General features: G+C 71.1%; 24 protein-coding genes and 2 pseudogenes. 21 read left to right on the forward strand and 5 right to left on the reverse strand.

The annotated features are described in order from the left end of the window. Window positions 1-285: 285 nt before the first annotated feature. The gene (locus ACFXB5_RS16740) at window positions 286-1,056 is read right to left on the reverse strand and encodes a GntR family transcriptional regulator (RefSeq protein ID WP_385208063.1); all 771 of its coding nucleotides are present in this window, start codon (window positions 1,054-1,056) and stop codon (window positions 286-288) included. A 169-nt stretch (window positions 1,057-1,225) separates the two neighbouring features. On the opposite strand from ACFXB5_RS16740, the gene ACFXB5_RS16745 reads away from it, so the two are divergent. The 4 genes from ACFXB5_RS16745 to ACFXB5_RS16760 all read left to right on the forward strand — a co-directional run bounded on the left by ACFXB5_RS16745 (window position 1,226) and on the right by ACFXB5_RS16760 (window position 4,778). Next, window positions 1,226-1,582: a hypothetical protein gene (locus ACFXB5_RS16745; protein WP_385208066.1), complete on the forward strand. Its 357-nt coding sequence runs from the start codon at window positions 1,226-1,228 to the stop codon at window positions 1,580-1,582. Then, window positions 1,582-2,892 carry an FtsK/SpoIIIE domain-containing protein gene (locus tag ACFXB5_RS16750; protein WP_385208068.1) on the forward strand — a complete coding sequence of 437 codons (1,311 nt, stop codon included), beginning with the start codon at window positions 1,582-1,584 and terminating at the stop codon, window positions 2,890-2,892. The genes ACFXB5_RS16745 and ACFXB5_RS16750 overlap by 1 nt, the downstream gene beginning before the upstream one ends. Further along, on the forward strand, window positions 2,889-3,086 hold the full coding sequence (locus ACFXB5_RS16755; RefSeq protein WP_093702189.1) for a hypothetical protein: 198 nt from the start codon (window positions 2,889-2,891) through the stop codon (window positions 3,084-3,086). Before ACFXB5_RS16750 ends, ACFXB5_RS16755 begins: the two co-directional genes overlap by 4 nt. A gap of 300 nt (window positions 3,087-3,386) precedes the next feature. Then, window positions 3,387-4,778 (forward strand): replication initiator, encoded by a 1,392-nt coding sequence (locus ACFXB5_RS16760; protein ID WP_385208189.1) that lies wholly within the window; start codon window positions 3,387-3,389, stop codon window positions 4,776-4,778. A gap of 164 nt (window positions 4,779-4,942) precedes the next feature. Here the strand turns inward: ACFXB5_RS16760 and ACFXB5_RS16765 are convergent, their stop codons facing one another. The 4 genes and pseudogenes from ACFXB5_RS16765 to ACFXB5_RS16780 all read right to left on the reverse strand — a co-directional run bounded on the left by ACFXB5_RS16765 (window position 4,943) and on the right by ACFXB5_RS16780 (window position 8,169). Continuing rightward, window positions 4,943-6,379, reverse strand: coding sequence for a recombinase family protein (locus ACFXB5_RS16765; RefSeq protein WP_385208072.1), 1,437 nt, complete (start codon window positions 6,377-6,379; stop codon window positions 4,943-4,945). A 30-nt stretch (window positions 6,380-6,409) separates the two neighbouring features. Beyond that, window positions 6,410-7,147: pseudogene (locus ACFXB5_RS16770) on the reverse strand (aminotransferase class I/II-fold pyridoxal phosphate-dependent enzyme); the annotation flags it as partial. Between the two features lie 72 nt (window positions 7,148-7,219). After that, on the reverse strand, window positions 7,220-7,594 hold the full coding sequence (locus ACFXB5_RS16775) for a VOC family protein (RefSeq protein WP_385208075.1): 375 nt from the start codon (window positions 7,592-7,594) through the stop codon (window positions 7,220-7,222). A 353-nt stretch (window positions 7,595-7,947) separates the two neighbouring features. Next, complete coding sequence (locus ACFXB5_RS16780; RefSeq protein ID WP_385208078.1) at window positions 7,948-8,169, reverse strand: hypothetical protein; 222 nt, start codon at window positions 8,167-8,169, stop codon at window positions 7,948-7,950. Window positions 8,170-8,373: 204 nt separating this feature from the next. Between ACFXB5_RS16780 and ACFXB5_RS16785 the strand changes: the two genes are divergently transcribed. The 17 genes and pseudogenes from ACFXB5_RS16785 to ACFXB5_RS16865 all read left to right on the forward strand — a co-directional run bounded on the left by ACFXB5_RS16785 (window position 8,374) and on the right by ACFXB5_RS16865 (window position 26,308). Further along, window positions 8,374-9,318: a DUF5996 family protein gene (locus ACFXB5_RS16785; RefSeq protein WP_385208079.1), complete on the forward strand. Its 945-nt coding sequence runs from the start codon at window positions 8,374-8,376 to the stop codon at window positions 9,316-9,318. Between the two features lie 161 nt (window positions 9,319-9,479). Next, complete coding sequence (locus ACFXB5_RS16790) at window positions 9,480-10,400, forward strand: alpha/beta fold hydrolase (protein WP_385208081.1); 921 nt, start codon at window positions 9,480-9,482, stop codon at window positions 10,398-10,400. 108 nt (window positions 10,401-10,508) lie between these two features. Then, entirely contained in the window at window positions 10,509-10,808 is a 300-nt protein-coding gene (locus ACFXB5_RS16795; protein WP_385208084.1) for a hypothetical protein, read from the forward strand. A gap of 387 nt (window positions 10,809-11,195) precedes the next feature. Beyond that, window positions 11,196-11,711 (forward strand): annotated as a pseudogene (locus tag ACFXB5_RS16800) (DUF2617 family protein); the annotation flags it as partial. Window positions 11,712-11,978: 267 nt separating this feature from the next. Continuing rightward, complete coding sequence (locus ACFXB5_RS16805; protein WP_385208192.1) at window positions 11,979-13,553, forward strand: polyamine aminopropyltransferase; 1,575 nt, start codon at window positions 11,979-11,981, stop codon at window positions 13,551-13,553. Window positions 13,554-13,702: 149 nt separating this feature from the next. Continuing rightward, window positions 13,703-14,614 carry an SRPBCC domain-containing protein gene (locus tag ACFXB5_RS16810; RefSeq protein WP_385208087.1) on the forward strand — a complete coding sequence of 304 codons (912 nt, stop codon included), beginning with the start codon at window positions 13,703-13,705 and terminating at the stop codon, window positions 14,612-14,614. A 25-nt stretch (window positions 14,615-14,639) separates the two neighbouring features. After that, a complete protein-coding gene (locus tag ACFXB5_RS16815) occupies window positions 14,640-15,455 on the forward strand; it encodes an aldose 1-epimerase (protein ID WP_385208090.1) in 816 nt (271 codons plus the stop codon). A gap of 108 nt (window positions 15,456-15,563) precedes the next feature. Beyond that, complete coding sequence (gene pyrE, locus ACFXB5_RS16820) at window positions 15,564-16,103, forward strand: orotate phosphoribosyltransferase (RefSeq protein WP_385208092.1); 540 nt, start codon at window positions 15,564-15,566, stop codon at window positions 16,101-16,103. A 176-nt stretch (window positions 16,104-16,279) separates the two neighbouring features. Further along, a complete protein-coding gene (fbaA, locus tag ACFXB5_RS16825; RefSeq protein WP_385208095.1) occupies window positions 16,280-17,302 on the forward strand; it encodes a class II fructose-bisphosphate aldolase in 1,023 nt (340 codons plus the stop codon). 108 nt (window positions 17,303-17,410) lie between these two features. Further along, on the forward strand, window positions 17,411-19,024 hold the full coding sequence (locus ACFXB5_RS16830) for an MFS transporter (RefSeq protein WP_385208097.1): 1,614 nt from the start codon (window positions 17,411-17,413) through the stop codon (window positions 19,022-19,024). Window positions 19,025-19,087: 63 nt separating this feature from the next. Further along, window positions 19,088-19,501, forward strand: a complete 414-nt coding sequence (locus ACFXB5_RS16835) for a DUF3151 domain-containing protein (protein ID WP_385208100.1) — start codon at window positions 19,088-19,090, stop codon at window positions 19,499-19,501. Between the two features lie 248 nt (window positions 19,502-19,749). Further along, on the forward strand, window positions 19,750-20,592 hold the full coding sequence (locus tag ACFXB5_RS16840; RefSeq protein ID WP_385208103.1) for a tryptophan 2,3-dioxygenase family protein: 843 nt from the start codon (window positions 19,750-19,752) through the stop codon (window positions 20,590-20,592). Then, window positions 20,585-21,910 (forward strand): kynureninase, encoded by a 1,326-nt coding sequence (kynU, locus tag ACFXB5_RS16845; protein WP_385208106.1) that lies wholly within the window; start codon window positions 20,585-20,587, stop codon window positions 21,908-21,910. The genes ACFXB5_RS16840 and kynU overlap by 8 nt, the downstream gene beginning before the upstream one ends. A gap of 3 nt (window positions 21,911-21,913) precedes the next feature. Beyond that, window positions 21,914-22,852, forward strand: a complete 939-nt coding sequence (locus ACFXB5_RS16850) for an alpha/beta hydrolase (RefSeq protein ID WP_385208108.1) — start codon at window positions 21,914-21,916, stop codon at window positions 22,850-22,852. Between the two features lie 65 nt (window positions 22,853-22,917). Next, window positions 22,918-24,318 (forward strand): sensor histidine kinase, encoded by a 1,401-nt coding sequence (locus ACFXB5_RS16855; protein WP_037953258.1) that lies wholly within the window; start codon window positions 22,918-22,920, stop codon window positions 24,316-24,318. Next, the gene (locus tag ACFXB5_RS16860) at window positions 24,315-25,019 is read left to right on the forward strand and encodes a response regulator transcription factor (protein ID WP_037953259.1); all 705 of its coding nucleotides are present in this window, start codon (window positions 24,315-24,317) and stop codon (window positions 25,017-25,019) included. The genes ACFXB5_RS16855 and ACFXB5_RS16860 overlap by 4 nt, the downstream gene beginning before the upstream one ends. A 65-nt stretch (window positions 25,020-25,084) precedes the next feature. Further along, a complete protein-coding gene (locus ACFXB5_RS16865) occupies window positions 25,085-26,308 on the forward strand; it encodes a cytochrome P450 (RefSeq protein ID WP_385208111.1) in 1,224 nt (407 codons plus the stop codon). Window positions 26,309-26,456: the final 148 nt, after the last annotated feature.

A 26,456-nucleotide genomic window follows, 5' to 3' on the forward strand; every position in this document is an offset into this window, starting at 1 on the left:
GGCAGTCTGTGGACCTGCCCGCTAAAGCACGACGTTGGGGCCATGATCTTAGAGGCTCGCCCCAAAGTGGCTGCCTAAAGCCGTGGAGCCGACCGCCCCAGCCACGACGTACCCCTTCTCTGACATCAAGCGGCTGCCTGCTGCGAGCGCGGCACGGACGGCGGCCGGGCTGGAGCGGGGCGGAGACATGAGCGCAGGCCCGGCCGGGGGCCGGGCCGCGCGCGGTGAGCGGAGCGAGCCGCCTTGAGTAAGTGAAGACAGATTTCGACAGTTCGCCGGTCAGGCTCACACGGTTCGGAGCTGGCGGGGGCTGTCGGCGGTGATGCGGTAGGCGAGTTGGGCGCGGTCGGCGCTGGTGCGGAGTTCTTCGAGGATCAGCGGCCGTTCATCGGTGCCGTGGGTGACGCGGGTGGTGTGGAGGATCGGGGTCGCGTCGGGGGTCTCCAGGGCGCTGCGTTCGTCGGGCAGGGGCATGCGGGCGCTGACTGTCTCGTGCCAGGCGAGCTTGTTCCCGGCGGCGGTGAGGATCGCGTAGATCTGTTCCGGTTCGGTGTCTGGAGCCTCGGCCAACTGCTCGGCCTCGTCGGCGGTGGCGAACGGGATGAGCACGCGGTGGAGGGCGCGGGTGCCGGTTGCGGGGTCGGTGAGCAGCCGGTCGACCCCGAAGAGGGCTTCCCCCTCGTCGACTCCGAGCAGCGGGGCTGTGATCGCCGTGGTCGTGGTGCGGTAGACGGTCGGTTCTTCCGCCTGCTCCCATGCGTGGTGGCCTGTGCGGAACGTCTTGCCGGTGCGGGTGATGCTGCGTTCGATGGTGACTGCCGGGGCGGGCAGGGCGCGGACGTAGCTTCCCTTGCCGTGGATGACCTCGATGAGTCCTTCCGCGCGGAGTGCGGCGATGGCCTTGCGAACGGTCGGCCGGCTGACCTTGTAGCGCTCGATGAGCTGGGTTTCTGAGGGGAGCGGGGCGCCGGGCTTGTACTCGCCTGTAGCGATGCCGCTGCGGATCTCGGCGGCAACCTGCTGGTACAGCGCTCCGGGCCGTTGGATCTCTCCCATACCGGGCTCTCCTCATCACCTGTCGTCAGCAGCCCTGACGTGAACTGATGTCACTCGTAAGCATAAGTGCTTGCCTCTGGCCGTCAAGACAGGCATAGTCGGAACTCGTAAGCACGAGTGACGTCACGTGACGTGTGGCGTCTCGACTGGCCAAGGAGGCCCACAACCCATGCAGTCCATCCCTGTGGACACCACCCGACTCGGCGTACTGCGGTGCGCGGTCGGGCCCGAACCGAAGATCGCGGACTTTGAGAGCAAGGAGGTCAAGAAGGATCGGGAAGGCAACACCGTCTACACCGTCGCCGTGACGGTGCGGCAGGACGGGCGGCGCGTCTCGGTGATCGAAATCGCCGTCCCCGGAGAACCCAAAGGCGTCGTGGAGGGCTCGGAGGTCCGGGTGACGGGCCTGGAAGCGTTCGCCTGGGCCATGGGCGACCGCCACGGCATCAGCTTCCGCGCCGCTGCCATCACCCCCGTACCGGCCCCGACTTCGTCAGCAGTCGCGAGCAAGGGCGGTGGCGCGTGATGGATCAGCTCATGCTCGCTGCCGCGATGCTGCTGCTGGCCTGGCTGGTAGTTATCGGCACCTACCTGGAACAGCGCTGGCCGGACTGGCACTGGTACCTCACCGGTTACCCCCGCACCGCGCTGCGCGTGATGGTCACCTGGCGCAAGGTGGCACAGCTCAATGACCTCACGGTCTCGCACAAGCCCAACCGGCGTCTGCTGGGCGGCCTGGTCGTCAAAGGCCAGCCGCTACATCTGAAAGTCCCGCGCTGCTCGTTCCCCCGCCCCACGCCGAACGGGCTGTCGGTGCGGGTGCGGCTGCACGCGGGCCAAACCCCGGCCCTGTTCCTGGGGGCGGCTGAGGCGTTAGTGCATGCCTGGCGGGTGCACGCGGTGCGGATCGTCTCCCCCGAACGCGGCGTCGTACTGATCACGGCGACCGCCCGTGACCCGCTGGAACACCCCGACCGGCCCACGGGTGAGGTGTCGGCGTCGCTGTTGTCGGCGGTGGTCGGCGCACTGGAAACCGGTGGGGCGTGGGTGATGGACTTCCGCCGGGTGCCGCACTGGCTGATCGTCGGTGCAACCCGGTCGGGGAAGTCCACGCTGATCGCCCGGCTGATCACCGAGCTTGCCCCGCAGCCCGTCGCCCTGGTCGGCATCGACTGCAAGGGCGGCATGGAACTGGGTCTGTTCGAGCAGCGGTTCTCGGCGCTGGCCACTTGCCGCAGTGAAGCGGTCGCCGTGCTCGGCGCGCTGGTAGTGGACATGCAGGACCGGATGCGCACCTGCCGTGCGGCCGGGGCGCGCTCCATATGGGAGCTGCCGGAGAAAGAGCGGCCGGTGCCCGTGGTGGTGGTCGTGGACGAGATAGCCGAGCTGTACCTGACCAACGGGAGCAAGGAGCAGCGAGCGGAGGCTGAGCAGTGCTCGACCTACCTCCTGCGGCTGGCTCAGCTCGGGGCGGCGCTCGGGATGCATCTGGTCGTGGCCGGGCAACGGGTCGGCTCCGATCTCGGGCCGGGTGTGACGGCGCTACGGGCCCAGTTGAGCGGCCGCGTCTGCCACCGGGTCAACGATCCGGGCACCGCTGAGATGACCCTGGGGGATCTGAACAAGGATGCCGTGGCGGTGGCTCAGTCCATCGGGGAGGCCGAACAGGGCGTCGCCGTGACCACGGGTGATACGGGCGGCTGGATGCGCGGGCGGTCCCACTTGACCACCCCCGCCGAGGCCCAAGTCACGGCGGCTGAGAACGCGGGGCTGGCCTTCCGCCTGGCTGGGGTCGTCCGGGCGCTGGAAGAGCTGGACGGAGGTAAGGGCGCATGAGTCAATCCCTGGTCCTCTCTCTGGCGCTGTTGTTCGGGCTCGCCACGGTCCTGCTCCTGCGCTCCCGCGCGGTGCGGTGGTGGGAAGCGCTGTTGATCGGCCTGTTCGGCATGTACCTGGGCCAGACCCCCGTCATCGACAGCACCAACGGGCTCGTGAACTGGCTCCTGTCCGGCTTCACCCACAACAGCTAGACCACCCCCGGGAGGCCCCACCAGATGACCATGCGTCGTGTCCGCTGCCCCGTCTGCAAGGGGGAGCGCTACCGCAGGACCCGCACCGGACACCGGCGGCGCTGCCGCTGCTGCCGGGGCACCGGCACCATCCGCTAACCCACCCATTCGGCCCGCGAAGCAGGGAGTGATCGCAATGGACGACGCCCACCCAACCGCATCCATCCGTGCCGCTGCGGCGGCTCATCCTGGGAGGTCCCCACCATCACCGCCGAGACCACCTCGGCTGACAGGCGCGCCCACCTCGACCGTGCGGCGCGCCTGCGTCAGCTCTCCGAAGTTGACCAAGACCTGATCCGCCTCGTCCAAGACTCCCGCTTCGACCGCTGGATAGAGCAGATCACCGCTACCGGCGGCTGCGCTCACCCGATCCACCTCACCGGCTCCACCACCACCCGCGACACACTCACGGGCGAGGTACTGCACCACTACGACACCCGCAACGAGCCCGGCGAACGGCTCCTGATCCGATGCCGCAACCGCCGCCAAACCATCTGCGCCCCCTGCTCCCGCCTCCACGCGGGCGACACCTTCCACCTGGTGCGCGCCGGACTCGTAGGCGGCAAGACCGTACCGCCGGCCGTACGGGAACGGCCCCGGCTGTTCCTCACCCTCACGGCCCCCAGCTTCGGCCCCGTCCACCGTCCCACCATCGACGGGCAGCGTTGCCGACCGCGCCGTGACGGCGGAGAGTGTGAACACGGCCGTCCCCTCGGCTGCCCGGCCGTCCACGACGCAGACGACCCGCGCACCGGCCAGCCGCTGTGCCCCGACTGCTACGACTACCCCGCACACGTCCTCTGGCACGCGCACGCGGGACGGCTGTGGAAGGCGTTCACCGACAACCTGTACAACCACCTCGCGGCCCGCGTTGGACGCACCCGCACCGGCCTGCGCCGCAGCCTGCGCATCTCCTACGCCAAAGTCGCCGAGTACCAGAAGCGTGCGGCCGTGCACGTCCACGCTGTGGTGCGTCTTGACGGCGCACGCGGGCCGGATGATCCGCCCCCGGTCTGGGCAACGGCCGACGTGCTCACGGCGGTGGTCCGCACCGCCGCCGCGGCCGTACGCCTCGCCACGCCCTATAGCACGGCCCTGGGGGAACACGAACTGCGCTGGGGCGCTGAGCTCGACGCTCGGCCGCTCCGTGCCTTCGGTGGCAGTGAGGGCCTGGCCGATGACGCGGTAGCCGCGTACGTCGCCAAGTACGTCACCAAAGGGGCCACCGACACCGGGGTCGGACTCGACCACCAGATCACCAGTCCAGACGACATCGCGGCGGCCCCCGTGTCGGCACACGTGCGCGCCCTCATGCACGCCTGCTGGCGCCTCGGCGGCCTCCTCGAACTGGAATCGCTCCGGCTACGCGCCTGGGCCCACACGCTCGGCTATCGCGGCCACATCCTCACCAAATCCCGTGTCTACTCGACCACCTACACCGCACTGCGTGCCGAACGAGCCGACCACCAATCCGGCAAGACCCAACTCTCCGACCCCGACCTGATCACGGACGCCCACTGGCGCTACGTCGGCTCCGGCCACACCCCCGGCGCCGCGCTCGTGGCTGCCGGGATCGCCGAAGACCACGCCCGGAACCGCGAGATCGCGCGCGAAGAGCTGAGCGTAACGGGCACGGCCGGCGGTGCGGCATGAGTGAGGCCGCAAGAGGAACAGTCCGCAAGCGTCGAGTCTCCGAGGCTGAGGAGAAGTGGTCGGCGGCCGTGCGTCGGGAGGCTGCCAAGTTCCCGACACGAGTCGGGCCGAGGAGCGCTGCACGTCTCGCGCAACTCCTCGGCCCGTGAGCGGGCATTCGCCCCTCAATCCAGCGGGTTCGGCCTGATGCTGATCCGGTCGGTGTCGAAGTTGCCGACCCCGGTTGCCGGACCGATGACGATGCCTCCGAACAGGAAGCGGAAGATGGCGTTGATCCGCGCGTAGTCCTCGTTCTTCTCCAGCCGCTTCCAGTTCTCCTCGGCGTGCGGTCCGGCGATCCCCTCCAACACGGCTACGGGCCGGACGATGGTCTGCTTCTGCCGTTCCTTGATCCGGGCCTCGATCTCACGCCGCTTCTGCCGGTACTCCCGCGTGGGCATCTCGTCGGCGTCCCACATCTCGTAGAGGTCCTTGAGCTTCTGGTCGTCCCTCTCGTCCGCCTCCACATCGGCGGCCGGTCGGGTGGTGGTGGCGGGAGGACGGCCGCTCACGTCGAGCTTCGACAGGACATCGATTGCCACTGCCCGCGCGAAACGCTCCAACGGCTCGGCCGCGATCGTGCGCTTGCATGCCGTGCCGTCCACTGCCACCCGTCGCGTGCAGCGGTACTCGAAGACGTTGCCCCCGCTACCGCCCATCGTCCGACCGCAGGTACACATGACGACGCTGCGCAGCAGGTAGTAGCGACTCCGCTTGTTCTTCTCCGCGGACCGCTCCGCGCGGTACTTCCGCCTCTCCTGGGCCTCGTCCCACTGCCCCCGGTCGATGATCGCGGGCCAGTTGCCGACACTGTGTTCCTCGCCTCGGAACATCCGGATACCGGCGACGTGGCGTGAGTCGATCAGGGCTCGCACGGTGTCAGGGCCCCATGACTTGCCGAGTGCGGTCCTCACCTCGCGCTCATTGAGATCGCGGGCGATGGCACGAGGGGCCTCCCCGGCGAGGTAACGCCGGAAGATCTCGCGCACGATCTCCGCCTCCTCCTCGATGATCTCCATGCCGTTCTTGGTGTAGCCGTAGCGGCGGCGGCCGGTGTGCGGTGTGCCTGCCCTCGCGCGGTCGTCCATGGCGTCCTTCAACCGGCGTGAGGTGTCGTCCGAGGAACGGCAGGCGTGGGCCACCTCGATTCGGAGAATGAAGCGGTCGTCTGGGTCGGACAGATCGCGCCGGTTGGCTTCGCCGTGCAAGCTGATGTGATTGCTGTCGGAGATCGTCAGCAGCTCTTCGAGGTCCCTCGGCTGCCGCATCAGCCGGTCCGGGTGGTAGGCGATCAGATGACGGATTTCGCCCTCTTCCATCTCCTTGAGCATGGCGTCCCACCCAGGCCGCTTCCGGTCCCGTCGCCAGGCCGACCGGTTGTTGTCCACGAAGACCAGGGACGGCGGGACCACGAGCCCGAGCCGTTCGGCGATCTCCCGGCAGATGCGCTCCTGCCGGTCTACGCCGGTCTGGTCGTCGTCATCGACGTGGGATATCCGGCAGTAGATCGCTGCCTCTGTACCGGGAGTGATGGGCTGCCGCTTCGCTGTCTTCGTCGCCATGGCAGGAGTGTATGAAGAGGGAATGACTCAGCCGACCTTCCAGCCCGTGAACGAAAATGTCTTTCCACTGCTGCTGATGGTGACCGTCCGCTCGCGCATCCCGGGGAAGGAGACGAGCGGGGTGTGCTCGGTGCCGAAGACGAGGTGCTCGTAGACCTCGTCGGTGACCACCAGCAGATCGCGCTCGACGGCGAGCTCGGCGACCGCGGCCAGCTCATCGCGGGTGAGCACGGTGCCGGTGGGGTTGTGCGGGGTGTTGAGCAGGATGAGCCGGGTGCGGTCGGTGACGGCGGCGCGCAGCTCGTCCAGGTCCAGCCGGAAGGTGTCCCCGTCGGGGCGCAGGGTGACGGGCACGCGAACGCCGCCCGCCATGGCGATGCAGGCGGCGTACGAGTCGTAGTACGGCTCCAGCGCGATCACCTCGTCGCCCGGCTCCACCAGCGCCAGCAGCGACGCCGCGATGGCCTCGGTGGCGCCCGCGGTGATCAGCACCTCGGTGTCGGGGTCGAAACCCAGGCCGTACCAGCGCCGCTGGTGCTCGGTGACGGCGGTGCGCAGCTCGGGCACGCCGGGGCCGGGCGGGTACTGATTGCCCCGGCCGTCGCGCAGCGCGCGGACGGCGGCCTCGCGCACCTCCTCGGGGCCGTCGGTGTCCGGGAAGCCCTGCCCGAGGTTGATGGCGCCGGTGCGCACGGCGAGGGCGGACATCTCGGCGAAGATCGTGGTGCCGAAGGCGGCCAGTCGGCGGTTGAGCGGCGGTCGTCCCATGCCGCCCATACTCCGCCGAACCATCGGCCTCCATCAACTCTCCCCCTGTCCGGCGTGGAGTAAAGGGCGACGTCAGGCCCAGACGTTGGCCTGTGCCCGAAAGGCCCCGGGGTCGCTTTCCACGGGCAGCACGCACACCAAGTGGCCACCAGGAACTCGTAGCACCCGGCACTCCTGCCACTGCGAAATCAGCTCGGCGCCCAGAGCGACCAAGCGCGTGGTTTCCGCCTCGTCGGTCTCGATGTCCAGGTGGATACGAGGCGTGTCACCGACCGCTTGGACGGCGGTGACCAGCCCCGGCAGAGCCTCATGGAGCGTGGTGAACTGCGGCTCCGGCGCAAACGGCTCAGCGGTGACGCCGAGGGCCGCCGACCAGAAGGCGGTCGCCCGGGCGGCCTCGGCTTCGGGCGTGTCGATCAAAACGGCGTACACACGGCTCCGATGCATGCACGGCAACTACCCCCATGAGCCGACGGCCAGTCGCGGCACGCTCGCCGCGCACAGCGGCCGGCTGCCGGGTTCGGCTTCACGGGTAGCTGTCGAAACCACCGCTAGGCAGCCTTGGGCCGCGCCGCACCCGTTCCCGGGACGGGCTCCTGTGCGTCCTCGGACCAGAAGGTCTCGTCTTCGCCGAAGTCCGGCGCCTGGAAGGGGTTTGTCGTCGGAGGCGGCGATACAGCGGTGGAATGGCGGGGTTGCCCTTCCAGGGCGGAGAACAGCGACGTCGGGTCGATGAGAGGTCTACCTTTCGTTACAGGTCCCTGATGGGGCCTGGCGTGCCGTGACCGGGCACAGCGGCCCTACAGCTTGGTCATCTTGGCGTACGGGCTCAAGATCCGCATTTGCGCGGAGCCGAAATCCACGAGCGCCGCGATTCCGCTCTCGATGCCGATCACCCGGCCGAGGCCGTAGATGTCGTGTGTGACCTGGTCGCCCATGGCGAAGTGCTTGGGAGCCGGTGTGACCGGGGCCTTGAAGGGGCTGGTGGGCAGATGACGCTTCGGTGCCGCAGACTTTGTCATGTCTCAGTATGAGCCTACGCGGGAGCATGGCGATGGCCTTGCGGACGGTTGGCCTCCACGCCGGCGACATCTTCCACCCCCGCGCGGGGACGCCCGCAGGTTTTCTGCGCTGGTTTTGGGTGGCGGGGTGGGCGGGTACTCGGCCGGGCCGGAATCCATCGACCGCGCGTTGTCGCCAGAGCGGTGAGTCCCGCGGGAGGCGAGATGGCCGAGCAGCGGACACAGCAGGCCGGCGCCTGGCCACGGCTTCGGCTGGAGGACTGGGCCGAGACCCGGGACACCCTGCACATGTGGACCCAGATCGTCGGCAAGATCCGGCTGGATCACGCGCCACCGGCCAATCAGTGGTGGCAGGTGACCTTGTATGTCACCCCGCGCGGGCTGAGCACGTCCACGGTCCCGTACCGGACCGGAGCGTTCGATATCGAGTTCGATTTTATCGAACACCGGCTGGGGATCCGGGTCAGCGACGGAAGCCGGCGCGAGCTGGCGCTGGAGTCCAAACCGGTGTCCCAGTTCTACTCGGAGATCATGGGACTGCTGGGAGACCTGGGCATTCAGACCCGGATGTACCCCCGGCCGAACGAGGTGCCCGTGGCGATCCCGTTCCCGGAGGACCACCGGCATGCGGCGTACGACCCGTACGCCACCCGGCTCTTCTGGGGTCAATTGCTGAACGCACACCGGGTGTTCGGGGAGTTCCGGTCCCATTTCGTCGGCAAGGCCAGCCCCGTGCACTTCTTCTGGGGAGCGATGGACCTGGCCGTCACTCGCTTCTCCGGCCGCACCGCGCCGCCGCATCCCCCCGGTGGTGTGCCGAACCTGCCGGACCGGGTGACGCAGGAGGCGTACTCCGTCGAGCTCTCCAGCTGCGGCTTCTGGCCCGGCGGCGGTGAGGAGGGCGGCTTCTACTCGTACGCCTACCCCGAGCCCGCCGGCTTCGCCGACCAGCCGGTCCGGCCCGCGACGGCCTCGTACCGGCGGGATGTCGGCGAATTCGTGCTGCCCTACGAGGCGGTCGCCACCGCACCCGATCCGGACCGGACGCTGAGCGAATTCCTGCACAGCACCTATGAGGCGACCGCCGAACTGGCCGACTGGGACCGCGCGGTCCTGGAAGCCGACCCGCACCACTGGGAGCATCGCTAGGGGGTGTCCGACGGAGCCTGCCTGGCGTCTGCGGCGGGCTGTCCCCCGAGCGAGCTACGGGCGGGTGCGCTCCGCTTGGGGACGATTCCGGGGTTCCGGTTCCATAGCGTTTGGGACAGTCGCGGGGAGCGGCTGACCCAACCGTCTGAGGGGGAGAATTGATGATCCGCAATGCCAGGGTGTCCGCCGTGATCGCGCTGTCCTGCGCCGTGGCCGGTGTGGGGCTGGTCGGTTGTGAGGATGACACGAAGGCGGATGCGGAGACGTCCGCCGCCGATTCGAAGAAGGCGGGCGATCAGGACCTGCTCACCGGCACCAAGAAGATCAAGGTCGGTGGCCGGATGGTGAATGTGTCCTGTTCGGGGACTTCGGCGGACGGCGGACCGGTCATCATGCTGGTGGTCGGCGGCGGCGACGGTCTGGAGAAGATGGCCGGGCTCCAGAAGACCCTGAGCAAGAAGAACCGGGTCTGTTCCTACGACCGGCTCGGCGAAGGCGCCAGTGACAAGCCCGACGGGCCGCAGACCCTCAAGAGCACGGGGAAGGTGCTGACCGGGGTGCTCGACCGGGTCGCCGGTGACAACCCGGTCGTCCTGGCCGGGCATTCGCTGGGTGGGCTGATCGCCGCCCGGTACGCCCCCGACCACCAGGACAGGATCAAGGGTCTGGTCCTGATGGACGCCACCTCACCGACCCAGACCGCCGATCTCAACAAGGGAATCCCCGAGTCCGCCACCGGCCCGGCGGTCGCATTGCGTGATCAGACCCTCGCGATCCTTCACGGAGGGGAGCCGGAAAAGCTCACGGTGCCGGACGGGAAGGTCCGTTCCGCCGGGGACATCCCGGTGGAGGTGATCCACCACGGGAAGCAGTACCTCGCGGAGGTGCCCGACTACGGGCCGGGCCTGGAGCGGGCGTGGACCAACGGCCAGCGCAAGTGGCTCGCGGTCTCCAGCCGCTCCAAGCTGAGCACCGCCAGGAGCAGCGCGCACTACATCTACGTCGACCAGCCGGATGTCGCCGTGCGGGCGATCGAGCGCGTCGCCGTTCAGGCCGTGGACAGCGCGGCCTCCGGGAGCTGAACCTCTGGACTTCCTCAACTCCGCTTTGACCCCGCATGAGGTCGGGCATGGGACCCGGCAGGTACGAAGCGGTACCTCGCTACGGGGGTTGGAAGGAGAGTGAGGACCATGGGTCCTGTTGTCATCTTGGTCGTGCTGGCGTTCACGTTCGCGGCGCTCGCCGCGCTGGGCGCCGGTCGGTCGAAGGGGTACAGCGGGCGGCGCAAGCGCTCCTGGGGCGCCGGTTCCAGCGGGGCCGCCGGTGGCGGCTGGTGGGCCGGTGGCGGCAGCGGCGGCGGTGGTGGCCATCACGGGGGTGGTCACCACGGCGGCGGTGGCTGCGGCGGCGGAAGCGGCTGCGGTGGCGGTGGCGGGGGTGGCTGCGGTGGCGGCGGTGGTGGTGGCGGTGGCTGCGGCGGGGGTGGCTGACCCGCGGTCCCCACGGCCTTTACGGTCGCTGCCGTTCTTACGGTCGCCACGCGGCCTTACGGTCGCCACGCCGTTCTGAGAGTCGCCAAGTCCTTCATACGGTTGCCAGGCCGTCCTTACGGCCGTGAAGCGATGAGCCAGCGCCCGGCGCGCCAACGTGCGCCGGGCGCTGGCTTGTTGAACACTTGCCCTAGGGAGCGCCCTAGGGGGTGGAAACCCGGCGAAGGTGGGTAAAAACGATGTGGCGCCCAGCATTTCATGATTCCGTATACCACCAATCGACCTTACGGCCCCACACGGGCACGAGCCGCCGTATGCGCATGCCCCTGGTCCCCCGCGGGGCGAGCTGGCCCAACTTTTTCCACTGCGTGCTTGCGGAGCCGATCCATGCTCACGACCCTCAAGACTGCCTACACCGATACCCGCGCCGCTGACCTCGCCTGGGGCCTGGGACGGGAACCGCTTCCCGCCCTCGCCGTGCTCGATCTTCAACTCCATGGCTTCGTCGTCCAGTTGAGGCTTCTGGGAGCCTCCCACCAGGTCCTCCTCGAGGGGGAGGGCAGCCGTTGCTCGGAGACCGTGGCCTGTATGTCCGGCAACAGCACCCCGCTTCCGCTGGGGGTTTCCACCCTTGTCGACGGCCGCGAATACGAATTCGCGGCGCGCGTCGAGGAGTTGTCGCAAGGGGCCTTCGCCGGGCGCGCGCAGGAGTTGCTCGCGCTGGTGGCCGATCATCCGCACGGTCTGGCCGGTACGTTCCCCGGCAGCCCGAACGCGTTCACGGCGCTGCTCGCGCAGTGGAACGAGGGCACGGTGGGCTGGCGGACCTGGCATGCGTACCCCCAGGAGGGGCGGTTGGTCACCACCCGCACCTGTGTGGGGGCCCGGGTGCCGGCCGCGCTCCGGCCGCCGGGCGCGGGCGGGCTCGACATGGGCGGACTGCCCGGTGGGCTGCCGAGCGGTCTGCCGGGTGGACCGTCGGACGGCCTGCCCGGTGGACCGTCGGGTGGGATGTCGGGTGGGACGTCGCCCCAAGTCCCCTGCGTCTGAAGGGGATCGTGTGTGGCCGAGAGGCCATCGATGCCAGATGTGCGAACGGCAATGCACTCGTGTGGGGGACGAGACGTAAGCGATACGTGACGTAGCGTTCCCTTTGTGATCGATTCGCCCATGTCCGCCGTCTCGGATGCGCCGTCGTCGCCGGAATCCGGCCCTCCGGCGCGGCTGCCCGTGCGGGCGGGGCTCGGCCGCTTCCTCGTGCTCGGCACGGTCTTCGTCTGCGCCGCCTGCGGGCTCGTCTACGAGCTCGAACTCGTCGCCCTGGCCTCGTATTTGGCGGGTGACTCGGTCACCCAGGCATCCGTGGTGCTGTCCGTGATGGTCTTCGCCATGGGCGTCGGCTCGCTGCTGGCCAAGCGGCTGCGCTGCCGGGCCGCCATGGGCTTCGGCGCGGTCGAGGCGGTGCTCGCGCTCGTCGGCGGCTGCTCGGCGATGGCGCTGTACGCGTGCTTCGCATGGGGCGGTCAGTCGCGCTCCGCGCTTGTCGGCTTCTCGTTCGCCATCGGTGTGCTCATCGGGGCCGAGGTGCCGCTGCTGATGACCCTCATCCAGCGGGTGCGTCGGCAGGACGCGGGCGGCGCGGTGGCCGATCTGTTCGCGGCGGACTATGTGGGCGCGCTGGTCGGCGGGCTTGCCTTCCCCTTTCTGCTGCTGCCCGCGTTCGGCCAGCTGACCGGCGCGCTGGTCACCGGCGCGGTCAACGCGGTCGCGGGCGGTGCGCTGGTGCTCTGGCTGTTCCGCCGCGATCTGAGCGTACGGGCGCGGTGGACGCTGATCGTCGCCAACGGGCTGGTGCTCGCGGCGCTGGCCGCCGGTGCCGTGCTGACCCCCTCCTTCGAGCGGGCCGCCCGACAGGCCGTCTACGGCCCGGGGGTGCGGGTCGCGCTGCGCACCGGTGAGCAGGAGATCGTGCTGGCGGGCGGGGGGACGAGCGGGCGGCCGCTGTCCCTCTTCCTCAACGGGCGGCTGCGGGTCAGCGGGCGTGACGAGGTTCACTACCACGAGGCGCTGATCCACCCGGCGATGGCCGCCGGACCGCATGCCCGGGTGCTGGTGCTGGGCGGGGGTGACGGGCTCGCGGTGCGCGAGATCCTGCGGTACGCGGGGGTCCGCTCGGTGACCGTCGTGGAGCGCGACGCGGAGGTGGTGCGGCTGGCCCGGCGCGATCCGGGCCTGTCCGCGCTCAACGGCGGCGCCTACCGCGATCCGCGGGTGCGGGTGGTGACGGCGGACGCCTTCGACTGGCTGCGCCGGTCCATGGCGTACGACGTGGTGGTGTGCGATCTGCCCGCCCCCGAGCTCACCCCGAGCACCAAGTACTACTCCCAGGAGTTCTACGGCCTGGCCGAGCGGGTGCTGGCGCCCGGCGGCCGGCTGGTGGTCCACGCCGGGCCGCTGCGGCCCGATCCGCGGGCGTTCTGGACGGTGGACGCGACGATGGGCTCGGTCGGGCTGCGGACCACTCCGTATGTGATCGGCGCCCCGCGCCCCGGGCGCGGCAGCCCGCACGACTGGGGCTTCGTCCTGGCGGCGCGCTCCCCGGTCGGGCTGCGGCTGGCCCCGCACCGGCCGCGGCCGCGCTCGCTGACGGAGGAGGGGCTGCGGGCGGCCCGCCGCACGGCCGAGCGCGCTCGAGAGGGAGGCCTGCCCCCGTCGACGCTCATGCGTCCGCGCTACGGGGAGTGACGCCCCGGCGGGTCCGGGTGCGGGCGCCCACCCGCGTGCGGGGCGTGTCCGCGCGCCGGGGGCTCGCGTCGGCGGCGTACGTCAGCGGCGCGCGGAAAGTTGTACGGGAACGGGTCTCAGGGAACGTGCGATGGGTACTGTCTTGACCTATGGAGCATGAGGTGTTCGTTCCGTTTCCCGTCGACACCGTCCGGCTGGCGCTCGCGGAGCCCGCCCGCGTCGCTCGTTGCGTTCCCGGGCTCCAGCAGGACGCCGATGAGGCCGCCGGTCCGCTGGCCGGCCGGCTGCGGCTGCGCATCGGCGGGTCCACCATCACCTATCGCGGCGCGCTGCGCGTGGTCCGGCGCGCCGAGGCCTTCGAGGTCGAGGGCGAGGGCGGCGAGGTGCGCGGCAGCGGCTCGGTGAAGCTCGCGCTGACCATTACGCCGAGGCCCGTCGAGGGCGGTACGGAGCTGAGCTGTTCCGGGACGGTCCACAGCGAGGGGCGGCTGGCCGAGTTCGACGACGAGGCGTCCATCACCGTGGCCCGCCGCATGCTGGACCGGTTCGCCGCGGCGCTCACGGCCGGGCTGGAGACGTCCCCGATCAGCGCGCCCACGGAGGACGAGGCCCCGGGCCAGGCCGCTGACGAGGCCGCCGAAGAGACGGCTGACGAGACCACCGATGCGGCCGCTGACGCGGGTGCGGCCGCCGCCGCGGACGAGACCGGGCTGCCGACCGAGGCCGAGCTTCCGCTGTCGGCCGACGACATGGACATCGAGGACGTCGGCGACCTCGAGGACCTCGACGAGGTGGACGGCGTCGAGGAGCCCGTCGGCTTCGGCGAGCTCGACGACCTGGACGAGGAACCCCCGGCCGAGGCCGCCCACGCCCGCCGCACGATGATCGGCCGCTCCACCGAGGAGGTCGACCACGCCCCGCCGCGCGGCCGCTACGCCCCGGTGCCCGCGCCCGAGACCGTTTCCACCAGCGCCACACTGCGCTGGGCCGCGCCCGCCGCGGCCGTCGTGCTCGCCTCCGTCGTCGTCGTGGGCCGTCGGGTACTTCGCCGCCGCCGATGAGCCCGGGCGCATAGGCTCGGTGTTTGTGACCACCGAAGACACAACGGAGACCAAGGGCGTACGGCTGACCGCCGGGGACGCCGAGCTGACCGTCTCACCCGAGAACGGCTGCCGTATCGGTTCACTGCGCATCGGCGGTACGGAGCTGCTGCGGCAGGGCCCGCGGTTCGGGTCGTTCCCGATGGTGCCGTGGTGCGGCCGGACCGGTCTTGGCCGGTTCCGCAACGGCGGGCGGAGCCACCAACTGCCCATCAACTCCCCGCCGCACGCGATCCACGGGACCGGCCGGAACGTCGAATGGGCCCCCGCCAGCACGGGGCGGTCCAGCGCGGCCTTCACCTACGACCTCGCCGACCCCTGGCCGTACGAGGGCCGGGTCACCCAGACCTTCGAGCTCTCCCCGGACAGCCTGACCGTCACCATGAGCGTGGAGACCGAGGGCGATTCCTTCCCGGCGCAGGCGGGCTGGCATCCGTGGTTCCTGCGGAACCTGGGCGACGGCGGCGCCGATGCCGAGATCGCCTTCGACGCCGCATGGCAGGAGGAGCGGGGCGAGGACCACCTCCCCACCGGCCGCCGGATCGCGCCGAAGCCCGGCCCCTGGGACGACTGCTTCGGGATGCCGCAGGGGGTGGACGTCACGCTCACCTGGCCCGGCCGGCTCGAGCTGAAGGTCACCAGCCGGACGGAGTGGGTGGTCGTCTACGACGAGCAGGCGGAGGCGGTGTGCGTCGAACCGCAGTCCGGCCCGCCCAACGGCCTCAACCTCATGCCGCGGCTGGTCACCCCCATCGATCCGCTGGAGATCGCCATGACCTGGAGCTGGCGCACACTGGCCTGACGGGGTCGGCTTGACGGGGTCGGCTTGACGGGGTCGGCCTGACGCGGTCGGTCTCACGGTACGGAGCGGCTTGGGGGGTTCCGAGGGCCACCGCATAAGCTCGTGCGCATGAGCGATGCGCGTGACGCCCTGCTAGAGCAGATCAAGGACAAGGCCGTGGTCCACGGCAAGGTGACCCTCTCCTCCGGGCGTGAGGCCGACTACTACATCGACCTGCGCCGGATCACCCTGGACGCCGAGGCCGCGCCGCTGGTCGGGCAGGTCATGCTCGAGACCACGGCCGATCTGGAGTACGACGCGGTGGGTGGGCTGACGCTGGGCGCCGACCCGGTGGCCACGTCCATGCTGCACGCCGCCGCCGCGCGCGGGCGTCGGCTCGACGCCTTCGTGGTCCGCAAGGCCCAGAAGACGCACGGTATGCAGCGGCGGATCGAGGGCCCGGACATCGCGGGCCGCCGGGTGCTGGTGGTCGAGGACACCTCCACCACCGGCGGTTCACCGCTGACCGCGGTGGAGGCGGCACGGGAGGCGGGCGCTGAGGTCGTCGCGGTCGCGACGATCGTCGAGCGCGGCGCCGCTCCCGCGATCGCGGACGCCGGGCTGCCGTACCTCCCGGCGTACTCGCTCACCGACCTCGGGCTGAGCTGAATCACGCAGGCTGGGGAGGTGGGAGGTTTCACGTGAAACCACCCGCCCCCGTCCGTGTGGTCTCGGCGTGCGCCGTGTGGAGCAATCGGCGGAGTCTGGGATTATGGCCCCGACGATGACGTCGCCCCTAGGTCAGGGCCAAGTACGACTAACCCGCACATACAAGGAGCGGTCAGATGCCCATCGCATCCCCTGAGATCTACAACGAGATGCTCGACCGGGCGAAGGCGGGCAAGTTCGCCTACCCGGCGATCAACGTGACCTCGACGCAGACTCTGCACGCCGCCCTGCGCGGCTTCGCCGAGGCGGAGAGCGACGGCATCGTCCAGATCTCCACCGGTGGTGCCGAGTTCCTGGGTGGCCAGTACAAGAAGGACATGGTGACCGGTGCGGTCGGGCTCGCCGAGCTCGCGCATGTCGTGGCCGGGAAGTACCCGGTCAACATCGCCCTCCACACCGACCACTGCCCGAAGGACAAGCTGGACGGCTATGTCCGTCCGCTGCTCAAGATCTCGCAGGAGCGCGTCACCAAGGGCCAGAACCCGCTGTTCCAGTCCCACATGTGGGACGGCTCCGCCGAGACCCTCGCCGACAACCTCGACATCGCGCAGGAGCTGCTGGCCGAGGCGGTCAAGGCGAAGATCATCCTCGAGGTCGAGATCACCCCGACCGGTGGCGAGGAGGACGGCGTCACCCACGAGATCAACGACAAGCTGTACACGACGGTGGACGACGCGCTGCGCACCGCCGAGGCCCTGGGCCTGGGCGACAAGGGCCGCTACCTGCTGGCCGCCTCCTTCGGCAACGTCCACGGCGTCTACAAGCCGGGCAATGTCGTCCTCCGCCCGGAGCTGCTGCGTGACCTCCAGGACGGTGTCGGCGCGAAGTACGGCAAGCAGGACCCGTTCTTCTTCGTCTTCCACGGCGGCTCCGGCTCCACGGAGCAGGAGATCCGCACCGCGCTGGAGAACGGCGTGGTGAAGATGAACCTCGACACGGACACCCAGTACGCCTTCACCCGCCCGATCGCGGACCACATGTTCCGCAACTACGACGGGGTGCTGAAGGTGGATGGCGAGGTCGGCAACAAGAAGACGTACGACCCGCGGAGCTGGGGGAAGCTGGCCGAGGCGGGGATGGCCGAGCGGGTCACCAAGGCTTGTGCGGATCTTCGGTCGACGGGCACGAAGCTGAAGTAGTTCGTCGGCTCGCCCCTTCGGGCCCGGCGCTCGCCTTTCCGGCGAGCCGCCGGGCTCGTTTGCGTTGTGGGCTGGCCCCGGGGGCGCTGCCCGGGGCATGATCCGGGTATGGGCGGCTCCACGCCCGGGGCGGGGCACGCTCCGAGCAATGGTCAGCCGGTACGGCTATCCGTGCCGGCCGGGCGGTGGTTGGTGTTCACCACCGTGCTCGGCTCCGCCATGGCCCTGCTCGACAGCACCGTCGTCAATGTCGCCCTGCCGCATATCGGCCTCGATCTGGGCGCCGATCTGCCCGTACTGCAGTGGACCGTCAACGCCTACATGCTCACCCTCGCCGGGCTGATCCTGCTCGGCGGGGCGCTCGGGGACCGGTTCGGGCGGCGGCGGGTCTTCGTGATCGGGGTGGTGTGGTTCGCACTGGCCTCGCTGGCGTGCGGGCTGGCGCCGAACGCCGGGGTGCTCATCGCCGCGCGTGCGTTCCAGGGCATCGGCGGGGCGCTGCTCACCCCCGGGTCGCTGGCGCTGATCCAGTCGGTGATCCACCCCGATGACCGGGCGCGGGCGATCGGGCTGTGGTCCGGTTTCGGCGGCATCGGGGCGGCGATCGGGCCGTTCCTCGGCGGCTGGCTGGTGGACGGGCCCGGCTGGCGTTGGGTGTTCTTCATCAATGTGCCGCTGGCGGCGGTGTGTGTGCCGGTGGCTTTGCGCCACGTACCGGAGACCCGCGATCCGCGGCCACGCGGCCGGTTCGACGTCCTCGGTGCCGTGCTGGGGGCGGCGGCCCTCGCCCTGGCCACCTATGCGCTGATCGCCGCGCCGCAGAAGGGCGCCTCGCCCGCCGTGGTGGTTCCGGGCGTCGCCGGGCTGGTGCTGGGGGCGGTCTTCATCGTCGTGGAGCGGAGGCTGCGCGAGCCGATGCTGCCGCTGTCCATCTTCGCCTCCCGCCAGTTCAGCGCCGTCAATGTGGTGACCCTGTGCGTCTACGCGGCCTTCGGCGGCTTCTTCTTCCTCTCGGTGCTCGACCTCCAGGTGGTGGTGGGCTACTCCGCGCTCGCCGCCGGTACCGCGCTGTTGCCCACGACCACGCTGATGCTGCTGCTGTCGGCCCGTTCGGGAGAGCTGGGCAAGCGCATCGGCCCACGGATCCCGCTGACCGTCGGCCCGCTGCTGTGCGCGGCGGGGATGCTGCTGATGACCCGGGCCGGGGTGGGGGCGGTGTACTGGCGGGACATCCTGCCCGCGCTGCTGGTGCTGGGCCTGGGCATGGTCGTGGTGGTCGCCCCGCTCACCGCGACCGTGCTGGCCTCGGTGGACGTCGCCCGCGCGGGCCTGGCCAGCGGTGTCAACAACGCGGCGGCGCGGGCGGCCGGGCTGGTCGCGGTGGCGGCGCTGCCGCTGCTCGCGGGGATGGGCCCGGAGGCGTACCGATCGGCGGACGCCTTCTCGAGCACCTTCCGGCGGGCGATGCCGATCTGCGCCGGGGTGCTGGTGCTGGGGGCGATCCTCGCCTGGCGCACGGTGCGCTCGGACGTGTTGGAGCCGGCGGGCGCCGAGCTGGGGGCGGAGCCGGAGGGAGCCGGGGCCGCGGTGCCCGCGGAGGGCGCCGAGGGCGCCGAGGGCGTCGCGCGGGCGGCGGGGCCGCCGTGCCGCCCCGAGTGCGCCTACCACTGCGGGGTGTCCGCGCCACCCCTGGACCCGGGCGAGCCAAGCCCCCGCACGTGACTCACGTCCTCCTCATGGCTTGAGCGTGTCGGATGGGCCCCCGGACCAGGCAGACTGGAACCCATGGCCATTCACGAGAACCTGCTCGGGGGACCGCCCCCGACCCATCTGCCCGACGACCCGGAGCCGCGTGAGCTGCTCGCCTCCGGCGCGGCTCCGGCCGAGGTCGCCGCGAAGTACCCGGCCTCCTCGCTCGCCTGGGCGCAGCTCGCCGACGAGGCGTTCGAGGCCGGCCGGGTGGTCGAGTCCTACGCGTACGCCCGCACCGGCTACCACCGCGGGCTCGACGCCCTGCGCCGCAGCGGCTGGAAGGGCCACGGTCCGGTGCCCTTCGAGCACGAGCCCAACCGGGGCTTCCTGCGCGCCCTGCACGCGCTCGCGCGCGCCGCGCAGTCCATCGGCGAGGAGGAGGAGTACGAGCGCTGCTCGACCTTCCTGCGCGAGAGCTCCCCGACCGCGGCGGACACGCTCTCCTGATCCACGTCTCCTGATCTCGCCTCTCCTGATCCGCTGATCTCCCGATCCGCTGAGACGGCGCGAGGCGCACCGGGCCTGTGGGGTGTCGTATGCCCCACGGGCCCCTTCCGTACTTGCCGATCCTCCGCGCTGCGCGGATGATGCGGAGCGGGGCCCCTTCGGCTGTGGGCCCCGAGGGGACCGGGGCTCCGAGACCGAAGGGATGGGGCGGACCGCTACCCGGTAGCGAGCAGTACTCAGGAGATGCGATGTCGCAGCGACCTGTCCCTGACCACGATGAGTCCGACGCCCCGAATCTGGACTTCGACGGCACCACGCCGTACGAGGACTACGTCCAGGCGTCCGTGCTCACCCACCTCCAGCACCCCCTCTCCGACGACCCCGGCGAGATGGTGTTCCTGGTCACCACCCAGGTCATGGAGCTGTGGTTCACCGTGATCGTCCATGAGTGGCAGACCGCCGCGCAGGCGCTGCGCGAGGACGATCTGCCCACCGCGATGGCCGCGCTCCAGCGCTCGGCCTACGAGCTGGAGTCGCTCAACGCCTCGTGGACACCGCTGGCCCATCTCACCCCCGGCCAGTTCAACGCGTACCGCTCCGCGCTCGGCGAGGGCTCCGGCTTCCAGTCGGCGATGTACCGGCGGCTGGAGTTCCTGCTCGGTGAGAAGTCCGCGTCCATGCTCGTCCCGCACCGGGGCGCGCCGCGGGTCCACGCCGAGCTGGAGAAGGCGCTGACCGAGCCCAGCCTCTACGACGAGGTGCTGCGCCATCTCGCCCGTCGCGGCCTCGCCGTTCCGGCCGCGGTGCTGGACCGCGACCCCGCCCTGCGCCATGAACCGGATCCGGGGGTGGAGCGGGTCTGGGAGGAGATCTACTCCGGCCCGCGCGACGGCGAGCTGGTCCGGCTCGGCGAGGCGCTCACCGAGGTCGCCGAGCTGGTGTGGCGCTGGCGCAATGACCACCTGGTGGCGACCCGGCGGGCGATGGGCTCCAAGACCGGCACCGGTGGCTCGGCCGGGGTCGCCTGGCTGGAGAAGCGCGCGGCCAAGAACGTCTTCCCCGAGCTGTGGACGGCGCGCAGCCATGTCTGACGCGACGATTCCGACGGAGTCGGCTGGTGCCGGGCCGACCGAGCCCGAGCCGACCGCCACTCGGCCCGGTGCGGCCGAGCCCGGCCCGCCCAGGGCCGCTCTGGCCGACGAGGCCGCTCTGGCCGACGAGGCCGCCGGGCTCGACGCGGCCGACCCGCTGCGCGCCAAGCGCGACGCCTTCACCCTCGACGACACGATCTACCTCGACGGCAACTCACTGGGCGCGCTGCCCCGCGCCGTCCCGCCCCGGCTGGCCGATGTGGTCGCCCGCGAATGGGGCGAGCTGCGCATCCGCTCCTGGGAGGAGAGCGGCTGGTGGACCGCGCCGGAGCGGATCGGAGACCGCGTCGGCCGGCTCGTCGGCGCCGCCCCCGGCCAGGTCGTGGTGGGCGACTCGACGAGCGTGAACGTCTTCAAGGCGGTCGTCGCGGCCGTACGGATCGCCCAGGAGCGCGGCGCCCACCGCGATCAGATCCTGGTCGACGAGGCCACCTTTCCCACCGACGGCTATATCGCCGAGTCCGCCGCCCGGATGACCGGCTGCACCGTGCGGCCGGTGGCCGCGGGCGACGTCCCGACCGCCGTCGGCGCGCGCACCGCCGTCGCGCTCGTGAACCACGTGGACTACCGCACCGGCCGCCTCCACGATCTGCCCGGAACCACGGCCGCCGTGCACGCGGCGGGCGCGCTCGTGGTGTGGGACCTGTGCCACAGCGCGGGCGCCCTGCCGGTCGGGCTGGACGCCCATGGGGTGGACCTCGCGGTGGGCTGCACATACAAGTACCTCAACGGCGGGCCCGGCGCGCCCGCGTATCTGTATGTCGCCCGGGCCCATCAGCCGCGCTTCGACTCGCCGCTGCCCGGCTGGAACTCGCATGCCGACCCCTTCGGCATGGCCTCCGCCTACACCCCGGCCGACGGCGCGGTCCGGGGCCGCGTCGGCACCCCGGACATCCTCTCGATGCTGGCACTGGAGGCCGCGCTCGAGGTGTGGGACGACGTGACGATCGAGGACGTCAGGGCCAAGAGCCTCGCCCTGACGGACCTCTTCCTCCGCTGCGTCGAGACGTACGTCCCGGCGGGCCACGTCCGGTCGATCACCCCTGCCGCACACGCCGAGCGCGGCAGCCAGGTGGCGCTGCGGTGCGCGGCGGCGGGGGAGGCCGGGGAGGTGATGGCGGAGCTGGTACGGCGCGGTGTCGTGGGCGACTTCCGCCGCCCCGATGTGCTGCGCTTCGGCTTCACCCCGCTCTACACGGGCTTCGCCGAGGTGGAGCGGGCGGCGCGGGTGCTGGCCGATGTGCTGAAGGAGAGCTGACCGATGGGCGGGGCGACGGCGGGGGCGGCGGCCGAGGAGACGTCGGTCTTCGGGCTCGCGCCCGTGGAACCGGCCCGGACCGCCGCGTACGGCGAACATCCGGACCAGGTGGTGGACTTCTACCTTCCGCCGCCCGGGACGGACGGGGCCGCCCGCCCCGCCCCGCTGGTCCTCCTCTTCCACGGCGGCGCCTGGCGCGCCCCCTACGACCGCCGCCATGTCTCGCCCTTCGCCGCCTTCCTGGCGGGGCGGGGCCTGGCGGCGGCGTCCGTCGAGTACCGGCGCGGTGGGGCGGACGCCGCGCGGGCCGGGCGGTGGCCGGAGACGTTCGACGACATCGCGGCCGCCGTGGACACCGTGCCGGGCCTCGTCCGGGAGCTCGGGCTTCCGGGTGTCGACCCGGAGCGCGTGGTGCTCACCGGGCATTCCGCGGGCGGGCACGCCGTGCTGTGGGCGGCGGCTCGGCATCGGCTGCCGTCCGGGACTCCCTGGCATCTGGCCTCCCCCTCCCCGCTCCGCGGGGTCGTCGCCCTCGCCCCCATCGCGGACCTCGCCACCGCCCGTGCGCTGGACGTCTGCTCCGGCGCCGTCGACGAACTCCTCGGCGAAGGTGATGGCGAAGGCGCAGTCGGTGGCGGTGGCGGTGGCGCAGGCGGTGGCACCGTCGACGGCGATGAGCTGACGGTCCGGCTGGGCCTCGCCGACCCCGCCGCGCTGCTGCCCACCGCGATCCCCACCACCATCGTGCAGGGCGGCACCGACATCGATGTGCCACCGGCGGTCGCGGACGCCTTCGTGGAGGCGGCGGCCCGCGCCGGACAGGACGTACGGCTGATCAGGACCGACGGCGGCCACTTCCCGCCCATCGACCCCACCACGCCCGCCGCGCACACCGTCGCCGAGGAGATCGCCCGCCTGGCGGGGCCAGACGCGGCCGCGTAGTACTTGAGACGGACACCGCACAATCCACATTCCCGGGGACGACGCCGCGGCACCCGCTCCCTACCGTGGACGGCGTGACTGAGACGATTCCGCGGACCGAACTCCGCACCATCCGCCGGGTGATATCCGATCTGCGGAAGGACTTGTTCACCGACGCCTTCGCCCTCCGCCCCGTGCCGCCGCTCGACGCCACGCATCCGCTGGTGCGCGAGATGCCGCAGCGGTTCCGGCCGTACGCGCCGTGGTTGCCGCATGCCGCGCTCACGGCCTTCGCCTTCTACCTCATGGCCGTGGCGGTCGAGATCGAGGGCGCGGACCTGGCCCTGGTCAGCGGTGTACCCCTGCTGTTGGCGCTCTACCGGCCGGTCGGCGCCTGGTGGCTGTCGTTCGGGGGGAGCATCGTCTGGGGTCTGGGTATCACCGATACGAGCGTGGGCGGCACGTGGCCTTGGCCGCCGACCTTGTTCGCCTCGTACATCGCGGTGATGGTGATCGTCGCGTTCCAGAACCGCCCCCGCGTGGCCGGACAGATGCTGCTGCTCACGGCCGGGTTCGGGTTCGCCTACGATCTCTTCGCCGATTGGCGGCCGACGAACTCCTTCCCCATGGTGGTCACCTCCTGCGTCATCGTGGGCGCCGTCGTCGCCCGGCGCAGTCTGCGCGAGACCAAGCAGCAGGTCGCCGTACAGCAGTCGGCCACCCACGAGGAGCGCTCCCGCCGCACCCTGCTGGAGGAGCGCGCGACCATCGCCCGTGAGCTGCACGACGTCGTCGCGCACCACATGTCGGTGATCGCCATCCAGGCCGAGGCGGCGCCCTACCGGGTGGCGAACCCGCCCGAGGAGCTGGCCACCAGCTTCGCGACCATCCGCGAGAACGCGGTCGCCGCGCTCACCGAACTCCGCCGCGTCCTCGGGGTCGTACGCGCCGACGACCCCGATGCCTACGCCGACGCCGACCCCGAGGCGCCCCAGCCGACCCTCGCCACCCTCGACACGCTCTTCGCGGGGGTCCGGGCAGCAGGGCTGACCGTCGAGCACATCACCACCGGCGCCGTACGGCCGCTGCCCTCCGGGGTGGAGCTGTCCGCGTACCGGATCGTCCAGGAGGCGCTGTCCAACGCGCTGCGGCACGCGCCCGGCAGCACCGCCCGCGTCGAAGTCGCGTATGTCCTCGGCGGTCTGGGCCTGCGGATCGTCAACGGCCCGCCCACCCAGGCCGTACGGCCCTCGCCGGGCATGGGCCATGGGCTGCTCGGGATGCGGGAGCGCGTGGCCATGCTGAACGGGGAGATGACGGCGGGCGCGGTGGAGGAGGACGGCGGCTACGAGGTCGCGGTCTTCATCCCGGCCGCCGCGGTCCCCGAAGCGGAGGCGCCCGGGCCGGAGCCATCGGGCCAGGCGCCGGGCCAGGCACCGGGGCTGAAGAAGGGGCCCGCCCCGGAGGAGGAGACGATGAAGCCATGACCACCGACGCCCCCTCCCTCCCCTCTCCCATCCGCGTACTGATCGCCGACGACCAGGTGATGGTCCGCGAGGGCTTCTCCGTGCTGCTGAACGCCCAGCCCGATATCGAGGTCGTCGGTGAGGCGGTCGACGGGCGCCAGGCCATCGCCCAGGTGGCGGCCCTGCGCCCCGATGTCGTCCTGATGGACATCCGGATGCCGGAGCTCAACGGCCTCGAGGCCACCCGTGAGATCGTCGCGGCGGACGCGGACGCCAAGGTGCTCGTCCTGACCACCTTCGATCTGGACGAGTACGTCTACCAGGCGCTGCGCGCCGGGGCGAGCGGCTTTCTGCTCAAGGACGCCTCCGCACGGCAACTCGGCGATGCGGTAAGGGTCGTCGCGGCGGGCGAGGCACTGCTCGCCCCGACCGTCACCAAGCGCCTGATCAGCACGTTCTCGCGGATCGGCGAGGCCGCCGGGTTCGGCGGTCCGCTTCCCTCCCCGCAGGGGCGGCTGGCCGAGCTGACCGAGCGGGAGAACGAGGTCCTGGTGCTGGTCGCCCAGGGCTGCTCCAACGCCGAGATCGCCGAGCGGCTGATCGTCGCCGAGTCGACGGTGAAGACGCATGTCAGCCGGATCCTGGTGAAGCTGGGCCTGCGCGACCGCACCCAGGCGGCGGTGTTCGCCTACGAGGTCCGCCTGGTGACGCCCGGCGGCTGACCGGCCCGGTGGGACCCAAGGACTCTCCTCTGGAGGCCGGGCGGGCCCAGCGGTACCGTCCGGGGATGAGCAGCAGTGCGGAAGCCCCCGCCTTCGACCCCTGGCGGCCGTCGTTCGTCGCGGACCCGTATCCGGCCTACGCCGAGCTGCGCGAGCGCGGCCGGGTGCACTGGTTCGAGACCTCCCGCCAGTGGCTGATCCCGCGTCACGCGGATGTCGGCGCCCTGCTGCGGGACCGCAGGCTCGGCCGCACCTATCTCCACCGCTTCGGCCATGAGGAGTTCGGCCGCACCGCGCCGCCGCCCGAGCACGAGCCGTTCCACACCCTCAACGACCACGGCATGCTCGACCTGGAACCGCCGGATCACACCCGGCTGCGCCGCCTCGTCTCCAAGGCGTTCACCCCGCGGACGGTCGAGGCGCTGGTGCCGACGATCCAGCGGCTCGCGGAGGAACTCGTCGACTCCCTCGTCACCGCGGGCGGTGGCGATCTCATCGAGACGGTCGCCGAACCGCTGCCGGTCGCCGTGATCGCCGAGATGCTGGGCATTCCGCCCGCCGACCGCCCCGCCCTGCGGCCCTGGTCGGCCGACATCTGCGGGATGTACGAGCTGAGTCCGGGCGAGGAGACGGCGCGCCGGGCCGTGCGCGCGTCCGTCGAATTCTCCGCGTATCTGCGCGAGTTGATCGAGGCGCGCCGCAGGGCCCCGGGGGACGACCTGATCAGCGGGCTCATCGCCGCGCACGACGAGGGCGACCGGCTCACCGAGCAGGAGATGATCTCCACCTGTGTGCTGCTGCTCAACGCGGGCCACGAGGCCACGGTCAACACCACCGGGAACGGCTGGTGGGCGCTCTTCCGCCACCCCGAGCAGCTCGCCCGGCTCCGTGCCGACCCCGACGCGCTGCTGCCCACCGCCGTGGACGAGCTGCTGCGCTACGACACCCCGCTCCAGCTCTTCGAGCGGTGGGTGCTGGAGGACATCGAGGTCGGCGGCACGGTCATCCCGCGCGGCAGCGAGGTCGCGCTGCTCTTCGGCTCGGCCAACCGCGATCCGGCCCGCTTCGACCGCCCCGACACTCTCGATCTCTCCCGCACCGACAACCCCCACATCAGCTTCGGCGCCGGTATCCACTACTGCCTGGGCGCCCCGCTGGCCCGACTGGAGCTGATCGCCTCCTTCGGCGCACTGCTCCGCAAGGCGCCCGGACTGCGGCTGGTCAAGGAGCCGGAGCGGCGGGCGAACTTCGTCATCCGCGGTCTGCGGGAGCTGCGGGTCGAGCTCTGAGCGGAGCCGGCGAAGGCGGGCGGGACAAGAGAGCCCCCGTTGTCCACAGCCGGAGTTGAAACGGGGGGGCTGTACCGGACCTGGTGGGCCGAAGGCGGGGAGCACACCCAGTGAAAGGCCGCCCAGCCCCACAGTACACCCGCCGCGG

Source organism: Streptomyces sp. NPDC059455 (genome assembly GCF_042750115.1).
GTDB classification, from domain to species: domain Bacteria; phylum Actinomycetota; class Actinomycetes; order Streptomycetales; family Streptomycetaceae; genus Streptomyces; species Streptomyces endocoffeicus.

Excerpts from the sequence above, each read along its gene's own strand:
- ACFXB5_RS16850 (WP_385208108.1), top strand. The coding sequence starts at position 21,914 with ATGGGCGGGGCGACGGCGGGGGCGGCGGCCGAGGAGACGTCGGTCTTC.
- kynU (WP_385208106.1), top strand. The coding sequence starts at position 20,585 with ATGTCTGACGCGACGATTCCGACGGAGTCGGCTGGTGCCGGGCCGACC.
- ACFXB5_RS16795 (WP_385208084.1), top strand. The coding sequence starts at position 10,509 with ATGGGTCCTGTTGTCATCTTGGTCGTGCTGGCGTTCACGTTCGCGGCG.
- ACFXB5_RS16765 (WP_385208072.1), bottom strand. The coding sequence starts at position 6,379 with ATGGCGACGAAGACAGCGAAGCGGCAGCCCATCACTCCCGGTACAGAG.
- ACFXB5_RS16865 (WP_385208111.1), top strand. The coding sequence starts at position 25,085 with ATGAGCAGCAGTGCGGAAGCCCCCGCCTTCGACCCCTGGCGGCCGTCG.
- ACFXB5_RS16745 (WP_385208066.1), top strand. The coding sequence starts at position 1,226 with ATGCAGTCCATCCCTGTGGACACCACCCGACTCGGCGTACTGCGGTGC.
- ACFXB5_RS16790 (WP_385208081.1), top strand. The coding sequence starts at position 9,480 with ATGATCCGCAATGCCAGGGTGTCCGCCGTGATCGCGCTGTCCTGCGCC.
- ACFXB5_RS16830 (WP_385208097.1), top strand. The coding sequence starts at position 17,411 with ATGGGCGGCTCCACGCCCGGGGCGGGGCACGCTCCGAGCAATGGTCAG.
- pyrE (WP_385208092.1), top strand. The coding sequence starts at position 15,564 with ATGAGCGATGCGCGTGACGCCCTGCTAGAGCAGATCAAGGACAAGGCC.
- ACFXB5_RS16785 (WP_385208079.1), top strand. The coding sequence starts at position 8,374 with ATGGCCGAGCAGCGGACACAGCAGGCCGGCGCCTGGCCACGGCTTCGG.
- ACFXB5_RS16780 (WP_385208078.1), bottom strand. The coding sequence starts at position 8,169 with ATGACAAAGTCTGCGGCACCGAAGCGTCATCTGCCCACCAGCCCCTTC.
- ACFXB5_RS16740 (WP_385208063.1), bottom strand. The coding sequence starts at position 1,056 with ATGGGAGAGATCCAACGGCCCGGAGCGCTGTACCAGCAGGTTGCCGCC.
- ACFXB5_RS16750 (WP_385208068.1), top strand. The coding sequence starts at position 1,582 with ATGGATCAGCTCATGCTCGCTGCCGCGATGCTGCTGCTGGCCTGGCTG.
- ACFXB5_RS16860 (WP_037953259.1), top strand. The coding sequence starts at position 24,315 with ATGACCACCGACGCCCCCTCCCTCCCCTCTCCCATCCGCGTACTGATC.
- ACFXB5_RS16840 (WP_385208103.1), top strand. The coding sequence starts at position 19,750 with ATGTCGCAGCGACCTGTCCCTGACCACGATGAGTCCGACGCCCCGAAT.
- ACFXB5_RS16805 (WP_385208192.1), top strand. The coding sequence starts at position 11,979 with ATGTCCGCCGTCTCGGATGCGCCGTCGTCGCCGGAATCCGGCCCTCCG.
- ACFXB5_RS16835 (WP_385208100.1), top strand. The coding sequence starts at position 19,088 with ATGGCCATTCACGAGAACCTGCTCGGGGGACCGCCCCCGACCCATCTG.
- ACFXB5_RS16775 (WP_385208075.1), bottom strand. The coding sequence starts at position 7,594 with ATGCATCGGAGCCGTGTGTACGCCGTTTTGATCGACACGCCCGAAGCC.
- ACFXB5_RS16810 (WP_385208087.1), top strand. The coding sequence starts at position 13,703 with ATGGAGCATGAGGTGTTCGTTCCGTTTCCCGTCGACACCGTCCGGCTG.
- fbaA (WP_385208095.1), top strand. The coding sequence starts at position 16,280 with ATGCCCATCGCATCCCCTGAGATCTACAACGAGATGCTCGACCGGGCG.
- ACFXB5_RS16755 (WP_093702189.1), top strand. The coding sequence starts at position 2,889 with ATGAGTCAATCCCTGGTCCTCTCTCTGGCGCTGTTGTTCGGGCTCGCC.